The following is a 17,336-nucleotide window of genomic DNA, read 5'->3' as shown; positions in this document are numbered from 1 at the left end:
CGCCTGCCAATCGGCCAGCGACCTCTGTGGTGAAACATGGGAGGAAATGGAATGGCGGAGAAACTGCATCCGAAAATCGACAATGGGCTGCCAAGGGAAAGCGCGAGCTTTGCCGGCGGCACGCTGGTCTGCGCCTGCACCAGCAAGCCGGTCAAGGTGAAGGTCAAGGGCCAGATCGCCCACAACCATGCTTGCGGCTGCACCAAATGCTGGAAGCCTGACGGCGCGGTGTTCTCGGTGGTGGCGGTTGCCGGCACCGGCGACGTCACCGTCACCGAGAACGGCGACAAGCTCAAAGTGGTCGACCCCTCTGCGCTGATCCAGCGCCATGCCTGCACCGGCTGCGGCGTCCACATGCACGGGCCGGTCGAGCGCGACCATCCATTCAAGGGCCTGTCCTTCATCCATCCCGAGCGCTTCGAGGAGGATGGCTGGTCGCCACCGGGCTTCACCGCCTTCGTCTCGTCGATCATCGAATCGGGCGTCGACCCCAAGCGTATGGACGGCATCCGGGCCCGGCTGAAGACAATCGGGCTGGAGCCTTATGACTGCCTCAATCCGGGCTTGATGGATTACATCGCCACCTGGACGGCGAAGAAGTCCGGCGCGCTGCCCGCCTGACAACTGTGACAATTCAGGTATGGGGCCGGATGCGTTTCCGGCCCCTGCTTGTTTCTGGAGAGACAATGCCCGCACCAGCCATCTACGTCGACGCCGATGCCTGCCCGGTCAAGGCCGAGGTCGAAAAGGTCGCCGGACGCCATGGCGTCATCGTCACTTACGTTTCCAATGGCGGGCTGCGTCCCTCCCGCGACCCGATGATCCGCAATGTCGTGGTGTCCAAGGGCGCCGACGCCGCCGACGACTGGATCGTCGAGAACGCGAAGCCTAACGACATCGTGGTGACGGCGGACATTCCGCTTGCTGCCCGCACGGTGGAGCTCGGCGCGCATGTGCTTGGACCGACCGGGCGGCCCTTCACACCGGAAACGATCGGCATGGCGGTAGCGATGCGGGACCTCAAGCAGCATCTGCGCGAAACCGGCGAAAGCAAGGGCTACAATGCCGCCTTCGCGCCGCAGGACCGCTCGCGGTTCCTCGGCGAACTCGACCGTATCTTGCGGCGCGCGCTGAAATCCGCCACACCGGACTAGCAACAAAGCGCCATCCAGGTGGAGACCGCCATGGCCGCCGAAACCCCGATCGAGAAACCCATGCAGCGCCACATGCTGTTTGCGGTATCGGCGTGTCTCGGTGCGTTTGCGCTGCTTGTGGCGTTGCTGCTGCACGCCCCGCTCGCCTATTCGATCGGCGCCAACGCATTTTTCGCCGCTTACGTCATTCTTGTCGTTAGCCAGATGCCCAAACTCACCGGCAAGTATCTCAGCAAGAATGCACGCGCCACCGATCAGCCGGTGCTGGTCATCTTCGCGGTGACGCTCGTTGTCGTCGGCTTTGCCGTTGTCTCCTTGTTCCTGCTGATCAATCGGAAGGACGGAGGTCACCCGATACAACTCGGCTTCGCACTGCTGTCGATCCCGCTCGGCTGGTTCACCATCCATGCCATGGCGGCGCTCCACTATGCCCATGTCTACTGGATGGACGGCGACGCGGTCGACGCCGAGACCAAGAAGAAAATCCCGGTCGGCGGCCTGCTGTTTCCGGGCGACAAACGCCCCGAGGGTTGGGATTTCCTCTATTTCTCGACCGTCATCGGCATGACGGCACAGACGGCCGACACAAACATCTCGACGACGCACATGCGTTGTGTCGTGCTTGTCCACTCGGTCCTGTCGTTCTTCTTCAACACCGTCATCGTCGCCGCGGCCGTCAATCTCGCCGTCAGCCTGGGCGGTCCGTAATAAATCCGTGATCGGATGAAACATCGGTTTGGATCGCGACGTATCAGGAGGACAATGAACACGTAGACCAAGCCGCAGGGCCGGGAGACCAGACAAGATGGAATCGGTTGCCAGAAGCCAATCCGAAATTGGACCGGGTGTCCCCGCTTCAAAAGAGAAAACCTTGATCTACCGGCAGTCGCGCTGGACGCGGCTGACACACTGGCTCTGGGCCATCTCATTGTTTTTCATGCTGCTGTCCGGCCTGCAGATTTTCAATGCCCGGCCGCAGCTCTACATCGGCAAGCAATCCGGCTTCGACTACAGCAACACCATTTTCGCCATAGGCGCCGAAAACACCAATGCCGGTCCGCGCGGTTACACCGAAATCTTCGGGCACCGCTTCGACACGACAGGCGTCCTCGGTTGGTCAGGTCCGACCGGTAACGAAACGGCGCGCGGTTTCCCATCCTGGGCGACGATCCCCTCCTACTATGACCTCGGCACAGCCCGCGTGATCCATTTCTTCTTTGCCTGGATCCTGACCACGACTTTGCTGGTCTGGCTGGTCGCCAGCCTGATCAACGGTCATATCCGCCGCGATCTGGCGCCGCGCCTGGATGATCTCAAACGCTTGCCACAGGACATCGCCAATCACGCCAGGCTCAAATTCCACCACACGCGTGAATACAACACACTGCAGAAAATGGCCTATGGCGGCGTGCTGTTCGTGCTCTTGCCGCTGATGATCATCACCGGCCTGGCCATGTCGCCGAGCATGGATTCGGTACTGCCCTTCCTCAACGATCTGCTCGGCGGGCGGCAGACGGCACGTACTATTCATTTCACCGTCATGGTTCTGCTGGTTGCCTTCTTCATCATTCACATCCTGATGATTCTGGCCGCCGGCCCGATCAATGAGCTGCGTTCGATCATCACCGGCTGGTACCGCACCGATCCTCCCGCGCATGACGACAACACATCCGAGAGGAGTGCCTGACATGGCAAAATTCGAGATCAGCCGCCGGAAATTCCTCACCGCCGCCAGCCTCGGCGCTTCCGGCATCATGCTGTCGGGTTGCGACGCCTTCGACAGCCAGCTCAGCATCGGCAGCGGCCTGCGCAGTTTCCTCGAAAACGCCAATGGCCTCACTCACAGGGCACAACGGTTGCTCGGCGGCGGCAATTCGCTGGCGCTGGAATTCACCGAAGCCGATATCCGTCAGCCAATGCGGCCGAACGGCGTCACCGCGCCGGATGACGACGCATACAAGGCCCTGCTCGCCAACAACTTCGCCGATTGGCGCCTGGAGGTGTCGGGCCTCGTCGAAAAGCCGCTGTCGCTCACCCGCGAGCAGCTCATGAACATGCCGAGCCGCACCCAGATCACCCGCCATGACTGCGTCGAGGGCTGGAGCTGCATCGCCAAATGGACGGGCACGCCGCTGTCGCTGCTTCTTGACCAGGCGGTGGTCAAGCCGCAGGCGCGCTATGTCATGTTCCACTGCCTCGACACGATCGACCGCAGCCTGTCGGGCGACATCAAATATTACGGGACGATCGACCTGATCGATGCCCGCCATCCCCAGACGATCCTTGCCTATGGCCTGAACGGCAAGCCGCTGCCGGTCGAGAACGGCGCGCCGCTGCGCGTCCGTGTCGAGCGCCAGCTCGGCTACAAGATGCCGAAATATCTCTACAAGATCGAACTGGTCGACGGCTTTGCCAATATTGGCGGCGGCCGCGGCGGCTATTGGGAGGACAATGGCTACGACTGGTACGGCGGGATTTGATGGCCGTCCGCATAGAGGCCGAGCACGATCTGTCGCCCATCGAGTTGAGTTCGCTCGAGGAGCGTCTCCATCGCGACAACCGGCGTATGACGGACCGCGACGACGACCGGGAACTGGCCTTTGTCATCCGTGATGATGCGGGACACGCGATCGGAGTAGCCGCCGGCTATTCCTGGGCGGGCACGTGCGAGCTCACATTGATGTGGATTGACGAGGCTCACCGAGGCCGCGGCTACGCAAGGCAATTGCTCGACGCTTTTGTCGCCGAGGCGGCCGATCGCGGCGTCAAGAAGATCTGGGTCGCCAGCCACGACTTCCAGGCACCAGGCCTGTATGAAAAGGCCGGCTTCGAGCGCATGGCCGAACTGGCGGGATGGCCCGAAGGCCATTCCAACATCATCCTTTGTAAAACGGTAGCGGCGGCCGGCGCGGCTTAGGCAACCTTGTCGAGCAACGGCTTCAGCGCCGGATGGATTTCCGGCGAGGCATGCTTGATCAAAGTCAGCAGTGCACGCTCATTCTCGTACAGAGGCCGGTTCACCCCGATATGTCCGACCAGCCAGCCGGCTTCACCGGCATCGATCGTCTCGGCGCGTCGGGCCAGCGCCTCGGTGGCCCTGTTCTTCGCCTCCCACTCGGTCTCTATGTCGTCAGGTGACCGATAGGCCTCGATAATGCCGGCAAGACCACCGGAGACCATGCGGCTGAAGAAACCGCCGATTTCCGGACCCGCGTGATCGAGGAAGGTTTCGTGGCGCAGCGCCACCTCGCGGGTGGGCGCCTCGTAACCGGCCGAGCACATGACGAAATTGGCGATCGCCTTGACGAACAAGTCGTTCCAGGACGGATCGTTGTTGGCTTGGGCTGTCCGCTCGTTGATCCTGAACAGCACCTCGGCCTCGGCCCGGGTGATGGCGATGTTGCCATCGCCGCCATGGGCATGGAGGATACGGCGAAGAAGCTCGACTTCCGTTTTGGCGATCAGTCCGGGCACCAGCACACCGCCGATCATCAGCGGCCCCTTGCCGTCGACGACCGCGTGGGCGACTTGCTCCAGCGCGTAGACGCAAAGCCGGCTCGGCGATGATTTCGCCTCTTCCAGCACGTGGACCAGCAATTCGAGTTCGGTCCGGCTGTCGACCATGCCGTCGCGCGAAATCGTGCGGACCAGCCAATCGGCGTTTTCCTGCGAAATATAGCCCGAGGGCTTTTCCTGGTGGACGATGTAGTCGGTGACCGCCTCGACGAAGAACGGTGCCCATTCCGCGCATTTGTCTCGCGCCGTCTGATCGAGCGCGAACAAGGCCTCGGCTTCGCCCCGGGTCACCACGCCGTCTGCGAACACGTCGCGGCGCAGCATCACGACATCCTCCGCAGTAATCCGGTTCTTCGACGTCAGCCCCGCCACCGGAGCGCTCATGATCAATTCGCCCATCTGTCGTCCCCGTCCGCCCAACGCGTCACATCTGCCTGCTATATCAGGAGTGTCTTGAAAAACCGCCAAATGGCGTGGTTAGCGAAGACTTGTGAGATCAATGTCGACCAAAAGTGTGCAGCGGTTTTGGGAGAACGACATGCATCAACAAAGATCTAAAGCGCGGGACGCGCTTAGATGTCGCTGGGAGGTGACAAGGTGTCGCCGACGGGCTATGGATGGCGCGTCGAGGGCTCAGGGTTTGAGTCCTACCTGTTTGCGGGAGAGAGCAGCGAGAGCTGCCGCCGAAGGGGAAATCGCCCGAAATCTCTCAGGCAAAAGAACCGTAGACGGGAAAGACACTCTGGAAAGTCGGGGCTTGCCCCCGCGCCGAAGGTGTAAGCGCCGCTGACAGAGTTCCGGCTGCGCGAGTCTCTCAGGCTTCAGACAGAGGGGCACGGACTGGTCGCCATCAGCGGCCGATTGCGTGCGACTCTGGAGACGACATGACGGGCGACGACAAACACCTTCCCCTCGAAGACATCCATACAGCCGCCGGTGCGCGCTTCGGCGCCTTTGCCGGCTGGTCGATGCCGTTGACCTATCCGGCCGGCGTCATGAAGGAGCATCTTCACACCCGCGAACATGTGGGGCTGTTCGACATCTCGCATATGAAGCTGTTCGAGGTCGGCGGGCCGGAAGCGGCTGCGCTGTTGAGCCGCGCTTGCCCGCTGGACGCCGGCACGCTCGAGATTTCGCAGTCCAAACTGACGTTCTTCCTGAATGAGGCAGGCGGCATTCTCGACGATCTGATCGTCACCCGACTTGGCGACGACCGCTTCATGGTCGTCGCCAATGCCGGCAACGCCATCGCCGACGAAAAGCATCTGCGCGCGCTGGCGGCTGATTTCGATGTGCAGGTCGAGCCGCTCGACCGTGTCTTCCTGGCCATCCAGGGCCCTGAAGCCTGGGCCGCCCTTTCCCGCGCAGGCATCGAGACCGGCTCGCTGCTGTTCATGCACGGCGTCGAGCCACGGAAAAACTGGTTCATGAGCCGGTCGGGCTATACCGGCGAGGACGGTTTCGAGATCGGCCTGCCGGAGGCGGACGCACGGGACCTGGTCGCCAAACTGCTCGAGGACGAGCGCGTGCTCTGGATCGGCCTTGCCGCGCGCGACAGCCTTCGGCTCGAAGCCGGCCTCTGCCTGCACGGCCAGGACATCACGCCGGAGACCGACCCGGCCGCGGCGGCGCTGATGTGGGCAATCCCAAGGGATACCAGGGCTTCCGGCGCCTTTATCGGTGCCGACGCATTGCGCGCCGCCGTGGAGCGGGGCCCGGCGCAAAAGCGCGTTGGGTTGAAGCCCGAAGGCCGCCAGCCGGTACGCGCGGGCGCGGCGCTATTCGACGCCGACGGCAACCCGGTCGGCCATGTCACCTCGGGCGGCTTCGGCCCGTCCGCCGGCCATCCCGTGGCCATGGGCTATGTCACCACATCGTTGGCAAAGACGGGAACGCGAGTTTTCGCCGATGTGCGCGGCACGAAGATCCCAGTCGAAATCAGTTCCCTGCCCTTCACCCCTCATCGCTACCGCAAAGGATGAATTCCATGGCAACAACCTATTTCACATCAGACCACGAATGGCTCCGCGTCGAAGGCGGCACCGCTACCGTCGGCATCACCGATTATGCGCAGGAGCAGCTCGGCGACCTCGTCTTCGTGGAACTGCCGGAAACGGGAAAGAAGCTCGCCAAGGGCGATACCGCCGTCGTGGTCGAATCCGTCAAGGCGGCCTCCGACGTCTACGCGCCGGTCGACGGTGAAGTCACCGAGGCCAACGGCACGCTGTCTTCCGACCCATCACTGGTCAATTCGGCGGCGACCGGCGCCGGCTGGCTGTGGAAGATGAAGCTCGCCAACGAAAGCCAGCTCGCCAGCCTCATGGATGAGGCCGCCTACAAAGCCCATATCGCCTGACATCAGGAACTTGTTGACATGACCGCTGCCCCCTACCCGTTCTCGGCCCGCCACATCGGACCCGGCCTTGCCGACGTTCGAGCCATGCTCACCGTCATCGGTGTTCCCTCGGTGGAGACGCTGATCAGTCAGGCCGTGCCGAGATCGATCCGCCTCGACCAGCCGCTGGACCTGCCAGCGCCAGCCAGCGAAGCCGAAGCGCTTGCCGAATTGTCCGCGACCATGGCGAAGAACAAAGTGCTGAAGAGCTTCATCGGCGCCGGTTACCACGGTGTCCACGTGCCGCCGGTCATCCAGCGCAATCTGTTCGAAAATCCGGCCTGGTACACCGCCTACACGCCTTACCAGGCCGAGATCAGCCAGGGCCGGCTGGAAATGCTGTTCAACTTCCAGACGCTGGTCACGGAACTGACCGGCCTGCCGGTGGCGTCGGCTTCGTTGCTCGACGAGGCAACAGCAGTCGCCGAAGCGGTCGGCATTGCCCTGCGCCACCATCGCGACAGGCGCACCAAGGTGGCGCTCGCCGGCACGCCGCATCCGCAGACACTGGACGTGGTGCGCACCCGCGCCGAGCCGCTCGGCATCGAGATTGACGGCGAGGAGATCGACGACAATACCGCCGCCCTGCTCGTCTCATGGCCTGACACCTTCGGCGTCTATGGCGACCACAAGGCGGCGATCTCCAAGGCTCGCGCTGCCGGCGCGCTGGTCGTTTTCGTCGCCGATCCGCTTGGCCTGACGCTGACCGACGCGCCGGCAAAGCTCGGCGCCGACATTGCGGTCGGCCCGATGCAGCGCTTTGGCGTGCCGATGGGTTTTGGCGGCCCGCACGCCGCCTATTGCGCCGTCTCCGACAAGCTGACGCGGCTGATGCCCGGTCGCCTGGTCGGCCAGTCGACCGATAGCAAGGGCCGGCCGGGCTACCGCCTCGCCTTGCAGACGCGCGAACAGCATATCCGCCGCGACAAGGCGACCTCCAACATCTGCACCGCGCAGGCGCTGCTTGCCAATATGGCGACCGCCTACGCCATCTGGCATGGTCCGGTCGGCTTGCAGGCGATCGCCGGGCGCATCCACGCGCTGGCCAACCGCCTGGCAAGCGGCCTCGAGGCTGCGGGTGTATCGGTGCTCGGCTCCAGCCGTTTCGACACGGTGACGGTGGAGACGAAAGGCAAGGCCGCCCAGATCGCCGCCGCCGCCGAAAAGACCCACCGGCTGCTGCGTGTGCTCGACGCCGACCATGTCGGCATCAGTTTCGACGAAACCTCGACCAATGCCGATCTCGAGGCGATCGCAGCCCTGTTCGACGCCAAGGCTGCTTCTTCGGCCGACAGCACGGTGCCCGGCAAGCCGCGCGGCAAGGAGTTTTTGACCCAGCCGGTCTTCCACGAGAACAAGTCGGAAACCGAGATGATGCGCTTCCTGCGCCGGCTGGCCGACAAGGACCTGGCGCTCGACCGCGCCATGATCCCGCTGGGCTCCTGCACCATGAAGCTCAATGCCGCGGCGGAGATGATGCCGGTGAGCTGGCCGGAAATCGCCAACCTGCATCCCTTTGCGCCGGCAGCGCATTCGGCCGGCTACCGCGCCATGATCGGCGAGTTGGAAGGCTGGCTGGCGGAGATCACCGGCTTCGACGCCGTGACCTTGCAGCCCAATGCCGGCAGCCAGGGCGAATATGCCGGGCTGCTGGCCATCCGCGCCTATCACCGCTCGCGCGGTGAGGGTCATCGCACCGTCTGTCTGATCCCCTCTTCCGCGCATGGCACCAATCCGGCGAGTGCCGCGATGGCTGGCATGAGCGTCGTCGTCGTTCGCTGCCTGGAAGACGGCAACATCGACATGGACGATATGCGCGCCAAGGCCAATGAGCATTCCAGGAATCTCGCGGCGCTGATGTTCACCTACCCCTCCACGCATGGCGTCTACGAGGAAGGCGCGCGCCATCTCTGCGCGCTCATCCATGAGCATGGCGGCCAGGTCTATTTCGACGGCGCCAACCTCAACGCGCTGGTCGGACTTGCCCGTCCCGGCGACATCGGCGCCGACGTCTGCCACATGAACCTGCACAAGACCTTCTGCATCCCGCATGGCGGCGGCGGACCGGGCGTCGGTCCGATCGGCGTCAGGGCGCATCTGAAGCCCTATCTGCCCGGCCATGTCAGCGAAGGCTCGGCGCATGCCGTGGCGGCCGCCCCGTTCGGCAGCGCTTCCATCCTGCCGATCACCTGGATGTACATCCGCATGATGGGCGCTTCCGGCCTCAAGCAGGCGACCGAGACGGCGATCGTCTCGGCCAACTACGTGGCGACGCGGCTCGCCCCGCACTTCCCGCTGCTTTACAAGGGCAGGAGCGATCGTGTCGCCCATGAGTGCATCCTCGACACCCGCGTGCTCAAGGAGAGCGCCGGCATCGGTGTCGAGGACATCGCCAAGCGCCTGATCGACTATGGTTTCCACGCGCCGACCATGTCGTTCCCGGTCGCCGGCACGCTGATGGTCGAGCCGACCGAGTCCGAGCCCAAGCGCGAACTCGACCGTTTCTGCGAGGCCATGATCGCCATAGCCGGCGAAGCGGCGAAAGTGGCCAAAGGCGAATGGCCCTTGGCCGACAATCCGCTGGTCAACGCACCGCATACGTCAGCCGAGGCGCTGGCCGGTCAATGGACCCACCCTTACTCGCGCCTGGAAGCGGCCTATCCCGCCGGCGACGCCGACACCGCCGCAAAGTACTGGCCGCCGGTATCGCGCATCGACAATGTCGCCGGCGACCGCAACCTGGTCTGCTCCTGCCCGCCGCTGTCGGATTATCTGGGTGCTGCGGAATAGCTACGCGGAGCGCAAGGCCGGCTTGATCGGTTCGGCCTTGCCCATCCTATTGTGGCTGATGACGCAGTTTCGGCCGGCGCGCTTGGCCGCGTAGAGCGTGGAGTCGGCCCTGGCCAGCACCTCGTCGAGGGTGCTGCCGTCGGCCTCGCCGAACCCGATCCCGCCGCTGACCGTGCTGCGCAAGGGGCCGACCGGCGTGGGCACGACTTCCGTGCCGAAAGCGACACCGATCTTGCTGGCAAGATCATAGGCCCGCTCTTCCGTCATCCGCGACATGACGATCGCGAACTCCTCGCCGCCCAGGCGAAAGGCGTCGACCCCGGTCCTGGCATATTTCCGGATGACGGCACCGAAACGGCACAGGACCTGATCCCCGACCGGGTGTCCATAGATGTCGTTCGTCCGTTTGAAGTGATCGAGATCGAACATGACGATCGCCATGAACGGGCCGAAGGTGCGCTCGCCATAAAGCGACGTCAGGCCCCGGCGGTTCATCAGCCCGGTCAACGGATCGGTCATGGTCTCGGCCTTCAGCTCGATCTGCGCCTGCAAATGGTGGAGCGAAAGCGTCAAAGCGCCGAGGCCGGTCATACAGGCCACCGCCACGACAGAGTTGAGGCGTTCAGCCCAATTGTCGGGCGCGACACCGAGCGTCCACTGCCCTTTGGCCATCAGAACCACGCCGCAAAGGGCAAACGACAGCGCACAGGTGCCGCTCAGGAACGAAACCACCAGCAGGATGCGGCGATCGTGACTGCCATTGATCCAGAACATGGCCCCGATCGTCGAGAGCAGCACGGTAACCGTCGCGTAGGTGATCACGAAACCGATACCGTCAAGGCCCATGAAGGTTACGGCCGCACAGACGGCCATGGCGGCAAATGTCGGAGCAATCACACGCCTGTGGTCCGGCACACCGAGATATTGCATGGCCGAAATGCAGATGATCAGAAAACCCAGGCTGAGCAGCGCCAGCGCGATCTGGCAAAGCAGCGGATCGGGCTCCCTGGTATAGCGCCAAAACAGGATTACATGCGCGACGAGCACGAGAATGCCGCATGCCACCGTCAGCACGAATCCGGCCCGCGGCGCGGTGGCCCAGATTGCGAACATGGTGACACTGAGACAGATGCCCGACAGCGCGGCTGCGAGCAGGAGCGAACTGAAATCCAGCATATCGGGCGGGGGCCTCTCGAGCGTCGGCGGTTGCGCCGCATTCTAGGTCAGCGGCAGCCCTCGGACATGGTTTTCAGGCAATCTCTCGACCCAACCTGCGGATAGAGTTTACAAAGCGTCGATGCCACCTGTGCCGAAACCGCACCCCTGGCCGGCGCGAGGATCAACCGGCATCAGCCCTTGTTGAGCAAGGCGAGGTTGGCGTCGACAACGGTGGGATCGGCCATGCCGGCCTTCGCCTCCAGCAGCAGTGCCCTGGCCTTCGTCTTGTTGCCGCGCAGCAATTGCGAATAGCCCATATTGTTGACGATCCGCGGTTTGCGGCCGGCGACTTTCAAAAGCTGGCCATAAGCGCGGTCGGCGAAGTCGAAGCGGCCGAGTTCGTCATAGGAAGCGGCAAGCCCCATCCAGGCCTCCGCATTGTCGGCCTTCAATTCGACGGCCTTGCGGAAATGCTGTTCGGCAAGACCATAATTGGCGTCGCGAAACTGCGCCTTGCCTTCCGCCAGGTCGGATGTGTCGACATCCTTGGCAGTCGGCTGGATGGCGGTTGTCTTGGTCGTGTCGACGTTGGTGTTCGTCGTGCACCCGGTGATCATCAGGACGGTTGCCATCGTGGCCACCGCCGCAAATTTTATCTGACGCATGCCCTGCCCCGTCGCCCGATTTGCCGGGTCGTTCTTCAGGGAAAGACACTACAGCACAGCGATTAAGCTTCGGTGCCGAAATGCGGCTAACTTTTAGTGTCCCGAATACCGGCCATTAACCACGGGTCGCGACGCCTCGATACCGCAGGGTTCTTACGGCTCCATGGCCCTGAGCTCGCCCGGAACCGGATAACGGCTGCCGTCATAGCGCAGCCGGTAGGTTCGGTTCACAGGTTTGCCGGGATGAGACTGGCACTCGCCATCCGTGTCGGGGGACGGCTCGTCGGTATCCGTCCGTTCGACCGCGGTGATGTCACGATAGCCGTGATGTCTCGCCGCGCCCATCGTCAGGCTGACCCGAGTGGAATGAAAGGATCCCGCGCAATTGGTATCGCCTTCGCCACCATTACCGGCAACGACAAGGCCATCGAGCACCATGCGCAGCGCATCGCCGGCGACGGCATAGAGCCGCAGGTCGGTTTCGCTGAAGGTATCGGCCTGCGAATGATTGGCCATCTCGATACGCAGGCCAAAGGCGGTGACACCGGGCGCCAACCCATAGCGGCCGGTATCGAATTCGATCTTGCGGATAGCGATGGCATCGTCGGTTATCAGCCCGGGCTGGAGCAAGCGCTGGCGCACTTGCTTGCTGTTCCTGTCGACGACCAGAAGCTCGATATCGCCAACATGCCCGTCGTCCCTGGATTGGGCGCTGTCGGTCAGCGGCACCGCGACCAGCAGCAGATCGTCATGGGCGGGCCAGATCTTGCAGATCAGGCGGAATGGCGAATCGCTGTCCTGAGGCGCCAAGGCGATGCTGGTGTGGGGCTCGAGCGTGAATGAGGCACCATCGGCGCTCTTGAGAGCCTTCGGATAGGCCTGCTGCACCAACGCGGCGGCATCGCCGCAATCGCCAGCCGCGGCCTGGGCGGGTGACAAGCCCGCCGCGGCGAGGCCCAGCAACAGGGTGGGCAACAGTATTCGCATGGACTTCTCGCTGATTACGGACGTTACAGGTCCAGATTGCGTGCATGTCGCGCGAATCGGTCGCGACCGGCGCGCTTTAGTGACCCGTCATTTTGACGATGATGGGAATGACGGCGATCATCAGCACCACCGGCAGGATGCAGACCACGACCGGCACGGACATCTTTGCCGGCAAGGCGTGCGCCTTCTCCTCGGCCAGCGACATGCGCTTGTGGCGCATTTCATCTGAAAACACCCTGAGCGCGCCCGACAGGCTGGTGCCGAGTTCCTTCGACTGCTGCAGGAGCGTGGCGAAGGAGCGCACCTCGTCTAGGCTGAGGCGATCGGCGAGCGCCTTCAGCGCGTCGTCGAGGCTGCGTCCCGCCCGAAGCTCCAGCGACACGAGCTGCAAATTCTGGCTGAGCGACGGATAGGTCTTGGCGAGTTCTTTCGAAACGCGCTCGACGCCCGCTTCCATGCTCATGCCGGCATCGGAGCAGACGATCATCAGGTCCATGAAATCGGGGAAGCCGTTGCGGTATTCGCGCATCTTTTCCCGAACCTTCTGGGTCAGCACCAGACCCGGCAAGAAATAGCCGGCAGCGCCCGACAGGATGATGAAGGTCCACCGGCTCGTCATCGTAGCGTCCGGGCTGGCCATCCACCGGTTGAGCACGAAGACGGCGAACGTCGTGCCGATCATTGCCGTGAACCGGATGAGGAAGAACATGCCGACGGCGCGCGGCTCCATGTAACCGGCCTGGATGAGCTTCAAACGCAGGCGGGCGACATTTTCCGGGTCGCTCTTGGCGTAGAATTCCTGCGCCCTCTTCACCGCCTTCTCGCGCACGACGCCGCTATTCTTCTTCTGCACCGGTTCGGGCTTGGCCGCCACCGGACCGTGGTCGACCTTGAGCCGGCGCTTGACTTCATTGCGGTCACCCTTCGCCGCCACCATCGGCCAGGCGACCGCGGCGACTCCGACGAGCAGCAAGAGGACCGCAACCGGCATCAGCGAGGCCGGCGCGAGCGAGGCGAGGAATTCGATGACGCCCTGCATGTCAGAACCTGAAGTTCGACATCTTGAACATGATCAGATTGCCCAGCATCAGCCAGGTAACCGAGCCGCCGATCATGTACCACGTCTTCGGCACGCCCCAGACGTCGCTGTAATATCCCGGCATCATGGCCATGATGGCGGTGAACAGCAGCGCCGGCACGGCAGTCAAAATGTAGGCCGACAAGCGGCCTTCCGTCGAAATCGCGCGCACCTTGCGGCGCAGCTTGCCGCGTTCGCGGATCGTCGTCGACAACCCATCGAGGATTTCGCGCAGATTGCCGCCCGAACTGGTCTGGATCGACACGGCGGTGACGAACAACGGCAGGTCCTCGTGGCCGACCCGGTCGAAAAGCGAGTTCAGCGCCGAGACCAGGTCGGAACCATAGGTGACTTCGTCGGCAATGACGCCGAATTCCGTACCGATCGGATCGGGCATCTCGCGCGACACCATGGCAATCGCCACCGGAACCGGATGACCTGCCTTGAGGCCCCGCGTGATCAGTTCCAGCGCCTCCGGCAACTGCATGCCGAAACGTTTCAGCCGGCGCTTGCGCATGGAGCGCATCGCCATGACCGGCAGCAGCGGCACCAGCACGACGAACAGAATGAGCCCCATCAACAGCGGCAAGCCGCGCGAGATGGCGAACAGAGTCATGGCCATCGCCACGCCGCAGGTGATCATCAGGAATTTCGAGAGTGGCATCACCATGCCCGACTGCGTGCGCAAGGCACGGAACCGGTCCGGCGAGAACAGCGACGTTCCCGCGTCGAGACCGCGCTCCTTGCGCAGTTGGATCAGCACCTGCTCCTGGCTGATCTTGTTTTCCTGAAGTTTCATGCGCCGGTTGATGGCGGTGCGCTTGTCGCTGCGGCCGGCATAGAGCAGGTAGACCGCCTCGGCGACCATGATGCCGGTCAGTGCGGCCCCGGCATAGACGACATAGATCGCGCTGAACCCGTCGAACACCCCGGCTACTCCTGCGGCCGGCCGGGTTCGAAATAGCGTCCCGGAAAGTCGATGCCCATGGCGCGCAGGTCCTCGAGGAAGCGCGGCCGGATCCCGGTTGCCTCGAAGTAGCCGAGAATGCTGCCGTCGGCATCCATGCCGGTGCGCACGAAGCGGAAGATTTCCTGCATCTGGATGACATCACCCTCCATGCCGGTCACCTCGGCGACGCTCGTCACCTTGCGCTTGCCGTCGGAAAGCCGGGTCAATTGGACGATGATGTCGATGGCGCTGGCGATCTGGCTGCGGATCGACTGCACCGTCATCGGCATGCCGGTCATGCCCAGCATCTGCTCGAGGCGTGAAATGGCATCGCGAGGCGTGTTGGCATGGATGGTCGCCATCGACCCTTCATGGCCGGTGTTCATCGCCTGAAGCATGTCGAATGCCTCCTCGCCGCGGCACTCGCCGAGGATGACGCGGTCGGGACGCATGCGCAACGCGTTCTTGACCAGGTCGCGCTGTTTGAGCTCGCCATGGCCTTCGATGTTGGCCGGGCGCGTTTCCATGCGCGCGACGTGCGGCTGCTGCAATTGAAGCTCCGCCGCGTCCTCGATGGTGATCAGCCGCTCGTCTTCCGGAATGAAGGCCGACAGCGCGTTGAGCATCGTCGTCTTGCCTGTGCCGGTGCCACCCGAAATGATCGTCGTCTTGCGGGCATGCACGGCCGCGGCCAGCACTTCGGCCATGTTCTGCGTGATGGCGCCGAATTCGACCAGCCTGTGCAGGCCAAGCTTGTTCTTGGAGAACTTGCGGATCGACACCAGCGGACCGTCGACGGCCACCGGGCGGATGGCTGCGTTGAAGCGCGAGCCGTCCAGCATGCGTGCGTCGACCATCGGCTGCGATTCGTCGACGCGGCGGCCGACGGCGGCCACGATCTTGTTGACGATTCTGAGCAGATGCGCCTCGTCCTTGAACGGGATGTGGACCTGCTGCAGCTTGCCTTTCTTTTCGACGAAACAGTTCTGGTGGCCGTTGATCAGGATATCGTTGATGTCGGGGTCCTTGAGCAACGGCTCGAGCGGGCCGAGGCCGACCATCTCGTCGACGATATCGTCGACCAGCGCGTCGAGTTCGGCGGTATTGATCGCCATCCGCTCCTGGCGGGTTTTTTCCGATACGAAATCATGCACTTGCCGGCGCATCTCGTCCTTGGGCAAGCGCTCCAGCGCGACGAGGTTGATCTCCTCGAGCAGCATCCGATGGATGCGCACCCGGGCATCGAGCACCTTGTTGGCATTCTTTGCCGGTGCCGCTTCCGGTTTCGCCGGCAAAGCCTTTCGGCTGGTCGGGATAACGACGGCATGATGCGCGACCGGTGTCGATTCCGCCGGTCGCTGCGGGCGGGCGTCGCGATTCTGCAGGGTGGAAAAACGGCTGGTCATCCAGCTTTCCTTTTCAACAGGCCCCTGCCGAAACCGAATAGCGACTTCGACTTGCTCGCGGTCGCCACCGACTCTTCCGGAAGGATGATCTTCTTCAGGTCGTTGACGACATTGGCGTTGGGATCGATCTCGTGCAGCGGCACGCCGCGGTCGACCGCCTCGCGCACCAGCCGGTAGTTGTTGGCGATGCCGCCGACAAAATGCTCGCCAAGGATTTCCTGGACATCCGCCTGCTTGATGCCGTTGTCGAACATCTTCTGCTCGAAACGGTTGACGATCACGTTCGGCTTCACTTCCTTGCCGGCGGTCTCATAGACGGCCTGGATCAGCCGCTGCGTATGGCGCAGGCACGGCACCGTCATTTCAGCAACGATGTAGAGCTTGTTGGAACCGAGCAGCACCGTTTCCGTCCACGGAAACCAGGTGCGCGGCATGTCGATGACGACATTGTCGAAATAGGCCGAGACGAGGTCCAGCATGCGCACCACGACATCGGTCTTGAACGAGCGCATTTCGGCCGGATGGGTCGGCGCCGCCAGCACGCAAAGTCCGCTGGCGTGCTTGGACAGCATCACATCGAGCAGCTGCCGGTCGAGGCGCTCGGGTTGGTTCTCGATTTCGGTGATGTCGAAACGCGGCTCCAGATCGAGATATTCGGCGCAGGCACCTTGCTGGAAATTGAGGTCGACCACACAGGTCGAGGCGCCGCGCGTCACCGAATGATGCAGCTGGAACGCGGTCTGCAGCGCCAGTGTCGTGGTGCCGACGCCGCCGGCGGCGGGCATGAAGGTGTAGATTTGCGACTCGGTGTTTTCCTCGCGGCCGGGTCCCTGCAACGCTCGCACGACCGAACGCACGAGGTCGGCCGTGGTGATCGGCTTGACCAGGAAGTCGGCGACCTTGAGTTGGACCAGGATGCGGACAGCGGCGGCGTTGAACTCCTGCGTGACCACGACCACCGGTGCCTTGCCCTCGAGCCGGCGCATCACACGTTGCAGTGACTCGATTTCTTCCAGCATCGCCGCATCCATGTCGACGATAACGACGCCGAACTCGGCCTCCTGAACCTCGCCGCGCAGTTCGGTGACGTTCTTCTCGACCGTCATGAGCTGGATGATCTCGGAGGCGGCAAAGGCCGTCTTCGTGTCCTGCGCGAAGGTCCGGTCTGTCGATACGAGCAGGATCTTCTTGGTGCTGTTTGCCATTCTTGCCGCCTATGAGGTCGATCGCCGTCTGGA

At 63.1% G+C, this 17,336-nt stretch carries 17 protein-coding genes and 1 riboswitch; of the genes, 9 read left to right on the top strand and 8 right to left on the bottom strand.

The features are described 5' to 3' along the window. The first annotated feature begins 51 nt into the window (after positions 1–51). The 6 genes from gfa to EN804_RS23475 all read left to right on the top strand — a co-directional run bounded on the left by gfa (position 52) and on the right by EN804_RS23475 (position 4,071). Complete coding sequence (gfa, locus tag EN804_RS23500) at positions 52–621, top strand: S-(hydroxymethyl)glutathione synthase (RefSeq protein WP_127872609.1); 570 nt, start codon at positions 52–54, stop codon at positions 619–621. 65 nt (positions 622–686) lie between these two features. Further along, entirely contained in the window at positions 687–1,154 is a 468-nt protein-coding gene (locus EN804_RS23495) for a YaiI/YqxD family protein (protein WP_135921492.1), read from the top strand. A gap of 30 nt (positions 1,155–1,184) precedes the next feature. Next, a complete protein-coding gene (locus tag EN804_RS23490) occupies positions 1,185–1,862 on the top strand; it encodes a DUF1345 domain-containing protein (RefSeq protein ID WP_135921491.1) in 678 nt (225 codons plus the stop codon). Positions 1,863–1,959: 97 nt separating this feature from the next. Further along, complete coding sequence (locus EN804_RS23485; protein WP_135921490.1) at positions 1,960–2,841, top strand: cytochrome b/b6 domain-containing protein; 882 nt, start codon at positions 1,960–1,962, stop codon at positions 2,839–2,841. 1 nt (position 2,842) lies between these two features. Beyond that, the gene (locus EN804_RS23480) at positions 2,843–3,634 is read left to right on the top strand and encodes a molybdopterin-binding protein (protein WP_135921489.1); all 792 of its coding nucleotides are present in this window, start codon (positions 2,843–2,845) and stop codon (positions 3,632–3,634) included. Further along, positions 3,634–4,071: a GNAT family N-acetyltransferase gene (locus tag EN804_RS23475; protein ID WP_135921488.1), complete on the top strand. Its 438-nt coding sequence runs from the start codon at positions 3,634–3,636 to the stop codon at positions 4,069–4,071. Before EN804_RS23480 ends, EN804_RS23475 begins: the two co-directional genes overlap by 1 nt. Here the strand turns inward: EN804_RS23475 and EN804_RS23470 are convergent. After that, entirely contained in the window at positions 4,068–5,069 is a 1,002-nt protein-coding gene (locus EN804_RS23470) for a hypothetical protein (protein ID WP_135915791.1), read from the bottom strand. The genes EN804_RS23475 and EN804_RS23470 overlap by 4 nt on opposite strands. 249 nt (positions 5,070–5,318) lie before the next feature. Beyond that, positions 5,319–5,405, top strand: a riboswitch (glycine riboswitch). A 149-nt stretch (positions 5,406–5,554) separates the two neighbouring features. On the opposite strand from EN804_RS23470, the gene gcvT reads away from it, so the two are divergent. The 3 genes from gcvT to gcvP are packed head-to-tail and all read left to right on the top strand — an operon-like array spanning position 5,555 to position 9,855. Further along, positions 5,555–6,652 carry a glycine cleavage system aminomethyltransferase GcvT gene (gene gcvT, locus EN804_RS23465; protein ID WP_127277661.1) on the top strand — a complete coding sequence of 366 codons (1,098 nt, stop codon included), beginning with the start codon at positions 5,555–5,557 and terminating at the stop codon, positions 6,650–6,652. A gap of 5 nt (positions 6,653–6,657) precedes the next feature. Next, the gene (gene gcvH / locus EN804_RS23460; protein WP_135915790.1) at positions 6,658–7,026 is read left to right on the top strand and encodes a glycine cleavage system protein GcvH; all 369 of its coding nucleotides are present in this window, start codon (positions 6,658–6,660) and stop codon (positions 7,024–7,026) included. Between the two features lie 18 nt (positions 7,027–7,044). Then, entirely contained in the window at positions 7,045–9,855 is a 2,811-nt protein-coding gene (gene gcvP / locus EN804_RS23455) for an aminomethyl-transferring glycine dehydrogenase (RefSeq protein WP_135915789.1), read from the top strand. On the opposite strand, the gene EN804_RS23450 is transcribed toward gcvP, so the two are convergent. From EN804_RS23450 to EN804_RS23420, 7 genes are all read right to left on the bottom strand, one after another. Next, on the bottom strand, positions 9,856–11,031 hold the full coding sequence (locus EN804_RS23450) for a GGDEF domain-containing protein (protein WP_135921487.1): 1,176 nt from the start codon (positions 11,029–11,031) through the stop codon (positions 9,856–9,858). A gap of 173 nt (positions 11,032–11,204) precedes the next feature. After that, positions 11,205–11,678, bottom strand: a complete 474-nt coding sequence (locus EN804_RS23445; protein WP_127279842.1) for a hypothetical protein — start codon at positions 11,676–11,678, stop codon at positions 11,205–11,207. 153 nt (positions 11,679–11,831) lie between these two features. Then, positions 11,832–12,665 carry a hypothetical protein gene (locus EN804_RS23440; protein WP_189524556.1) on the bottom strand — a complete coding sequence of 278 codons (834 nt, stop codon included), beginning with the start codon at positions 12,663–12,665 and terminating at the stop codon, positions 11,832–11,834. A gap of 76 nt (positions 12,666–12,741) precedes the next feature. Further along, entirely contained in the window at positions 12,742–13,704 is a 963-nt protein-coding gene (locus EN804_RS23435; RefSeq protein ID WP_135921486.1) for a type II secretion system F family protein, read from the bottom strand. Between the two features lies 1 nt (position 13,705). After that, complete coding sequence (locus tag EN804_RS23430) at positions 13,706–14,671, bottom strand: type II secretion system F family protein (protein WP_127279840.1); 966 nt, start codon at positions 14,669–14,671, stop codon at positions 13,706–13,708. 5 nt (positions 14,672–14,676) lie between these two features. Then, complete coding sequence (locus EN804_RS23425) at positions 14,677–16,098, bottom strand: CpaF family protein (protein ID WP_127872618.1); 1,422 nt, start codon at positions 16,096–16,098, stop codon at positions 14,677–14,679. Continuing rightward, complete coding sequence (locus tag EN804_RS23420; protein WP_135921485.1) at positions 16,095–17,303, bottom strand: response regulator/pilus assembly protein; 1,209 nt, start codon at positions 17,301–17,303, stop codon at positions 16,095–16,097. The genes EN804_RS23425 and EN804_RS23420 overlap by 4 nt, the downstream gene beginning before the upstream one ends. Positions 17,304–17,336 lie beyond the last annotated feature (33 nt).

Source organism: Mesorhizobium sp. M8A.F.Ca.ET.161.01.1.1 (genome assembly GCF_004792105.1).
In the GTDB taxonomy this organism is placed as follows: domain Bacteria; phylum Pseudomonadota; class Alphaproteobacteria; order Rhizobiales; family Rhizobiaceae; genus Mesorhizobium.
This window is presented reverse-complemented; position numbering and strand designations above follow the sequence as displayed.

Excerpts from the sequence above, each read along its gene's own strand:
- EN804_RS23425 (WP_127872618.1), bottom strand. The coding sequence starts at position 16,098 with ATGACCAGCCGTTTTTCCACCCTGCAGAATCGCGACGCCCGCCCGCAG.
- EN804_RS23480 (WP_135921489.1), top strand. The coding sequence starts at position 2,843 with ATGGCAAAATTCGAGATCAGCCGCCGGAAATTCCTCACCGCCGCCAGC.
- EN804_RS23470 (WP_135915791.1), bottom strand. The coding sequence starts at position 5,069 with ATGGGCGAATTGATCATGAGCGCTCCGGTGGCGGGGCTGACGTCGAAG.
- gcvT (WP_127277661.1), top strand. The coding sequence starts at position 5,555 with ATGACGGGCGACGACAAACACCTTCCCCTCGAAGACATCCATACAGCC.
- gcvP (WP_135915789.1), top strand. The coding sequence starts at position 7,045 with ATGACCGCTGCCCCCTACCCGTTCTCGGCCCGCCACATCGGACCCGGC.
- EN804_RS23420 (WP_135921485.1), bottom strand. The coding sequence starts at position 17,303 with ATGGCAAACAGCACCAAGAAGATCCTGCTCGTATCGACAGACCGGACC.
- gcvH (WP_135915790.1), top strand. The coding sequence starts at position 6,658 with ATGGCAACAACCTATTTCACATCAGACCACGAATGGCTCCGCGTCGAA.
- EN804_RS23445 (WP_127279842.1), bottom strand. The coding sequence starts at position 11,678 with ATGCGTCAGATAAAATTTGCGGCGGTGGCCACGATGGCAACCGTCCTG.
- gfa (WP_127872609.1), top strand. The coding sequence starts at position 52 with ATGGCGGAGAAACTGCATCCGAAAATCGACAATGGGCTGCCAAGGGAA.
- EN804_RS23450 (WP_135921487.1), bottom strand. The coding sequence starts at position 11,031 with ATGCTGGATTTCAGTTCGCTCCTGCTCGCAGCCGCGCTGTCGGGCATC.
- EN804_RS23440 (WP_189524556.1), bottom strand. The coding sequence starts at position 12,665 with ATGCGAATACTGTTGCCCACCCTGTTGCTGGGCCTCGCCGCGGCGGGC.
- EN804_RS23475 (WP_135921488.1), top strand. The coding sequence starts at position 3,634 with ATGGCCGTCCGCATAGAGGCCGAGCACGATCTGTCGCCCATCGAGTTG.
- EN804_RS23485 (WP_135921490.1), top strand. The coding sequence starts at position 1,960 with ATGGAATCGGTTGCCAGAAGCCAATCCGAAATTGGACCGGGTGTCCCC.
- EN804_RS23490 (WP_135921491.1), top strand. The coding sequence starts at position 1,185 with ATGGCCGCCGAAACCCCGATCGAGAAACCCATGCAGCGCCACATGCTG.
- EN804_RS23495 (WP_135921492.1), top strand. The coding sequence starts at position 687 with ATGCCCGCACCAGCCATCTACGTCGACGCCGATGCCTGCCCGGTCAAG.
- EN804_RS23435 (WP_135921486.1), bottom strand. The coding sequence starts at position 13,704 with ATGCAGGGCGTCATCGAATTCCTCGCCTCGCTCGCGCCGGCCTCGCTG.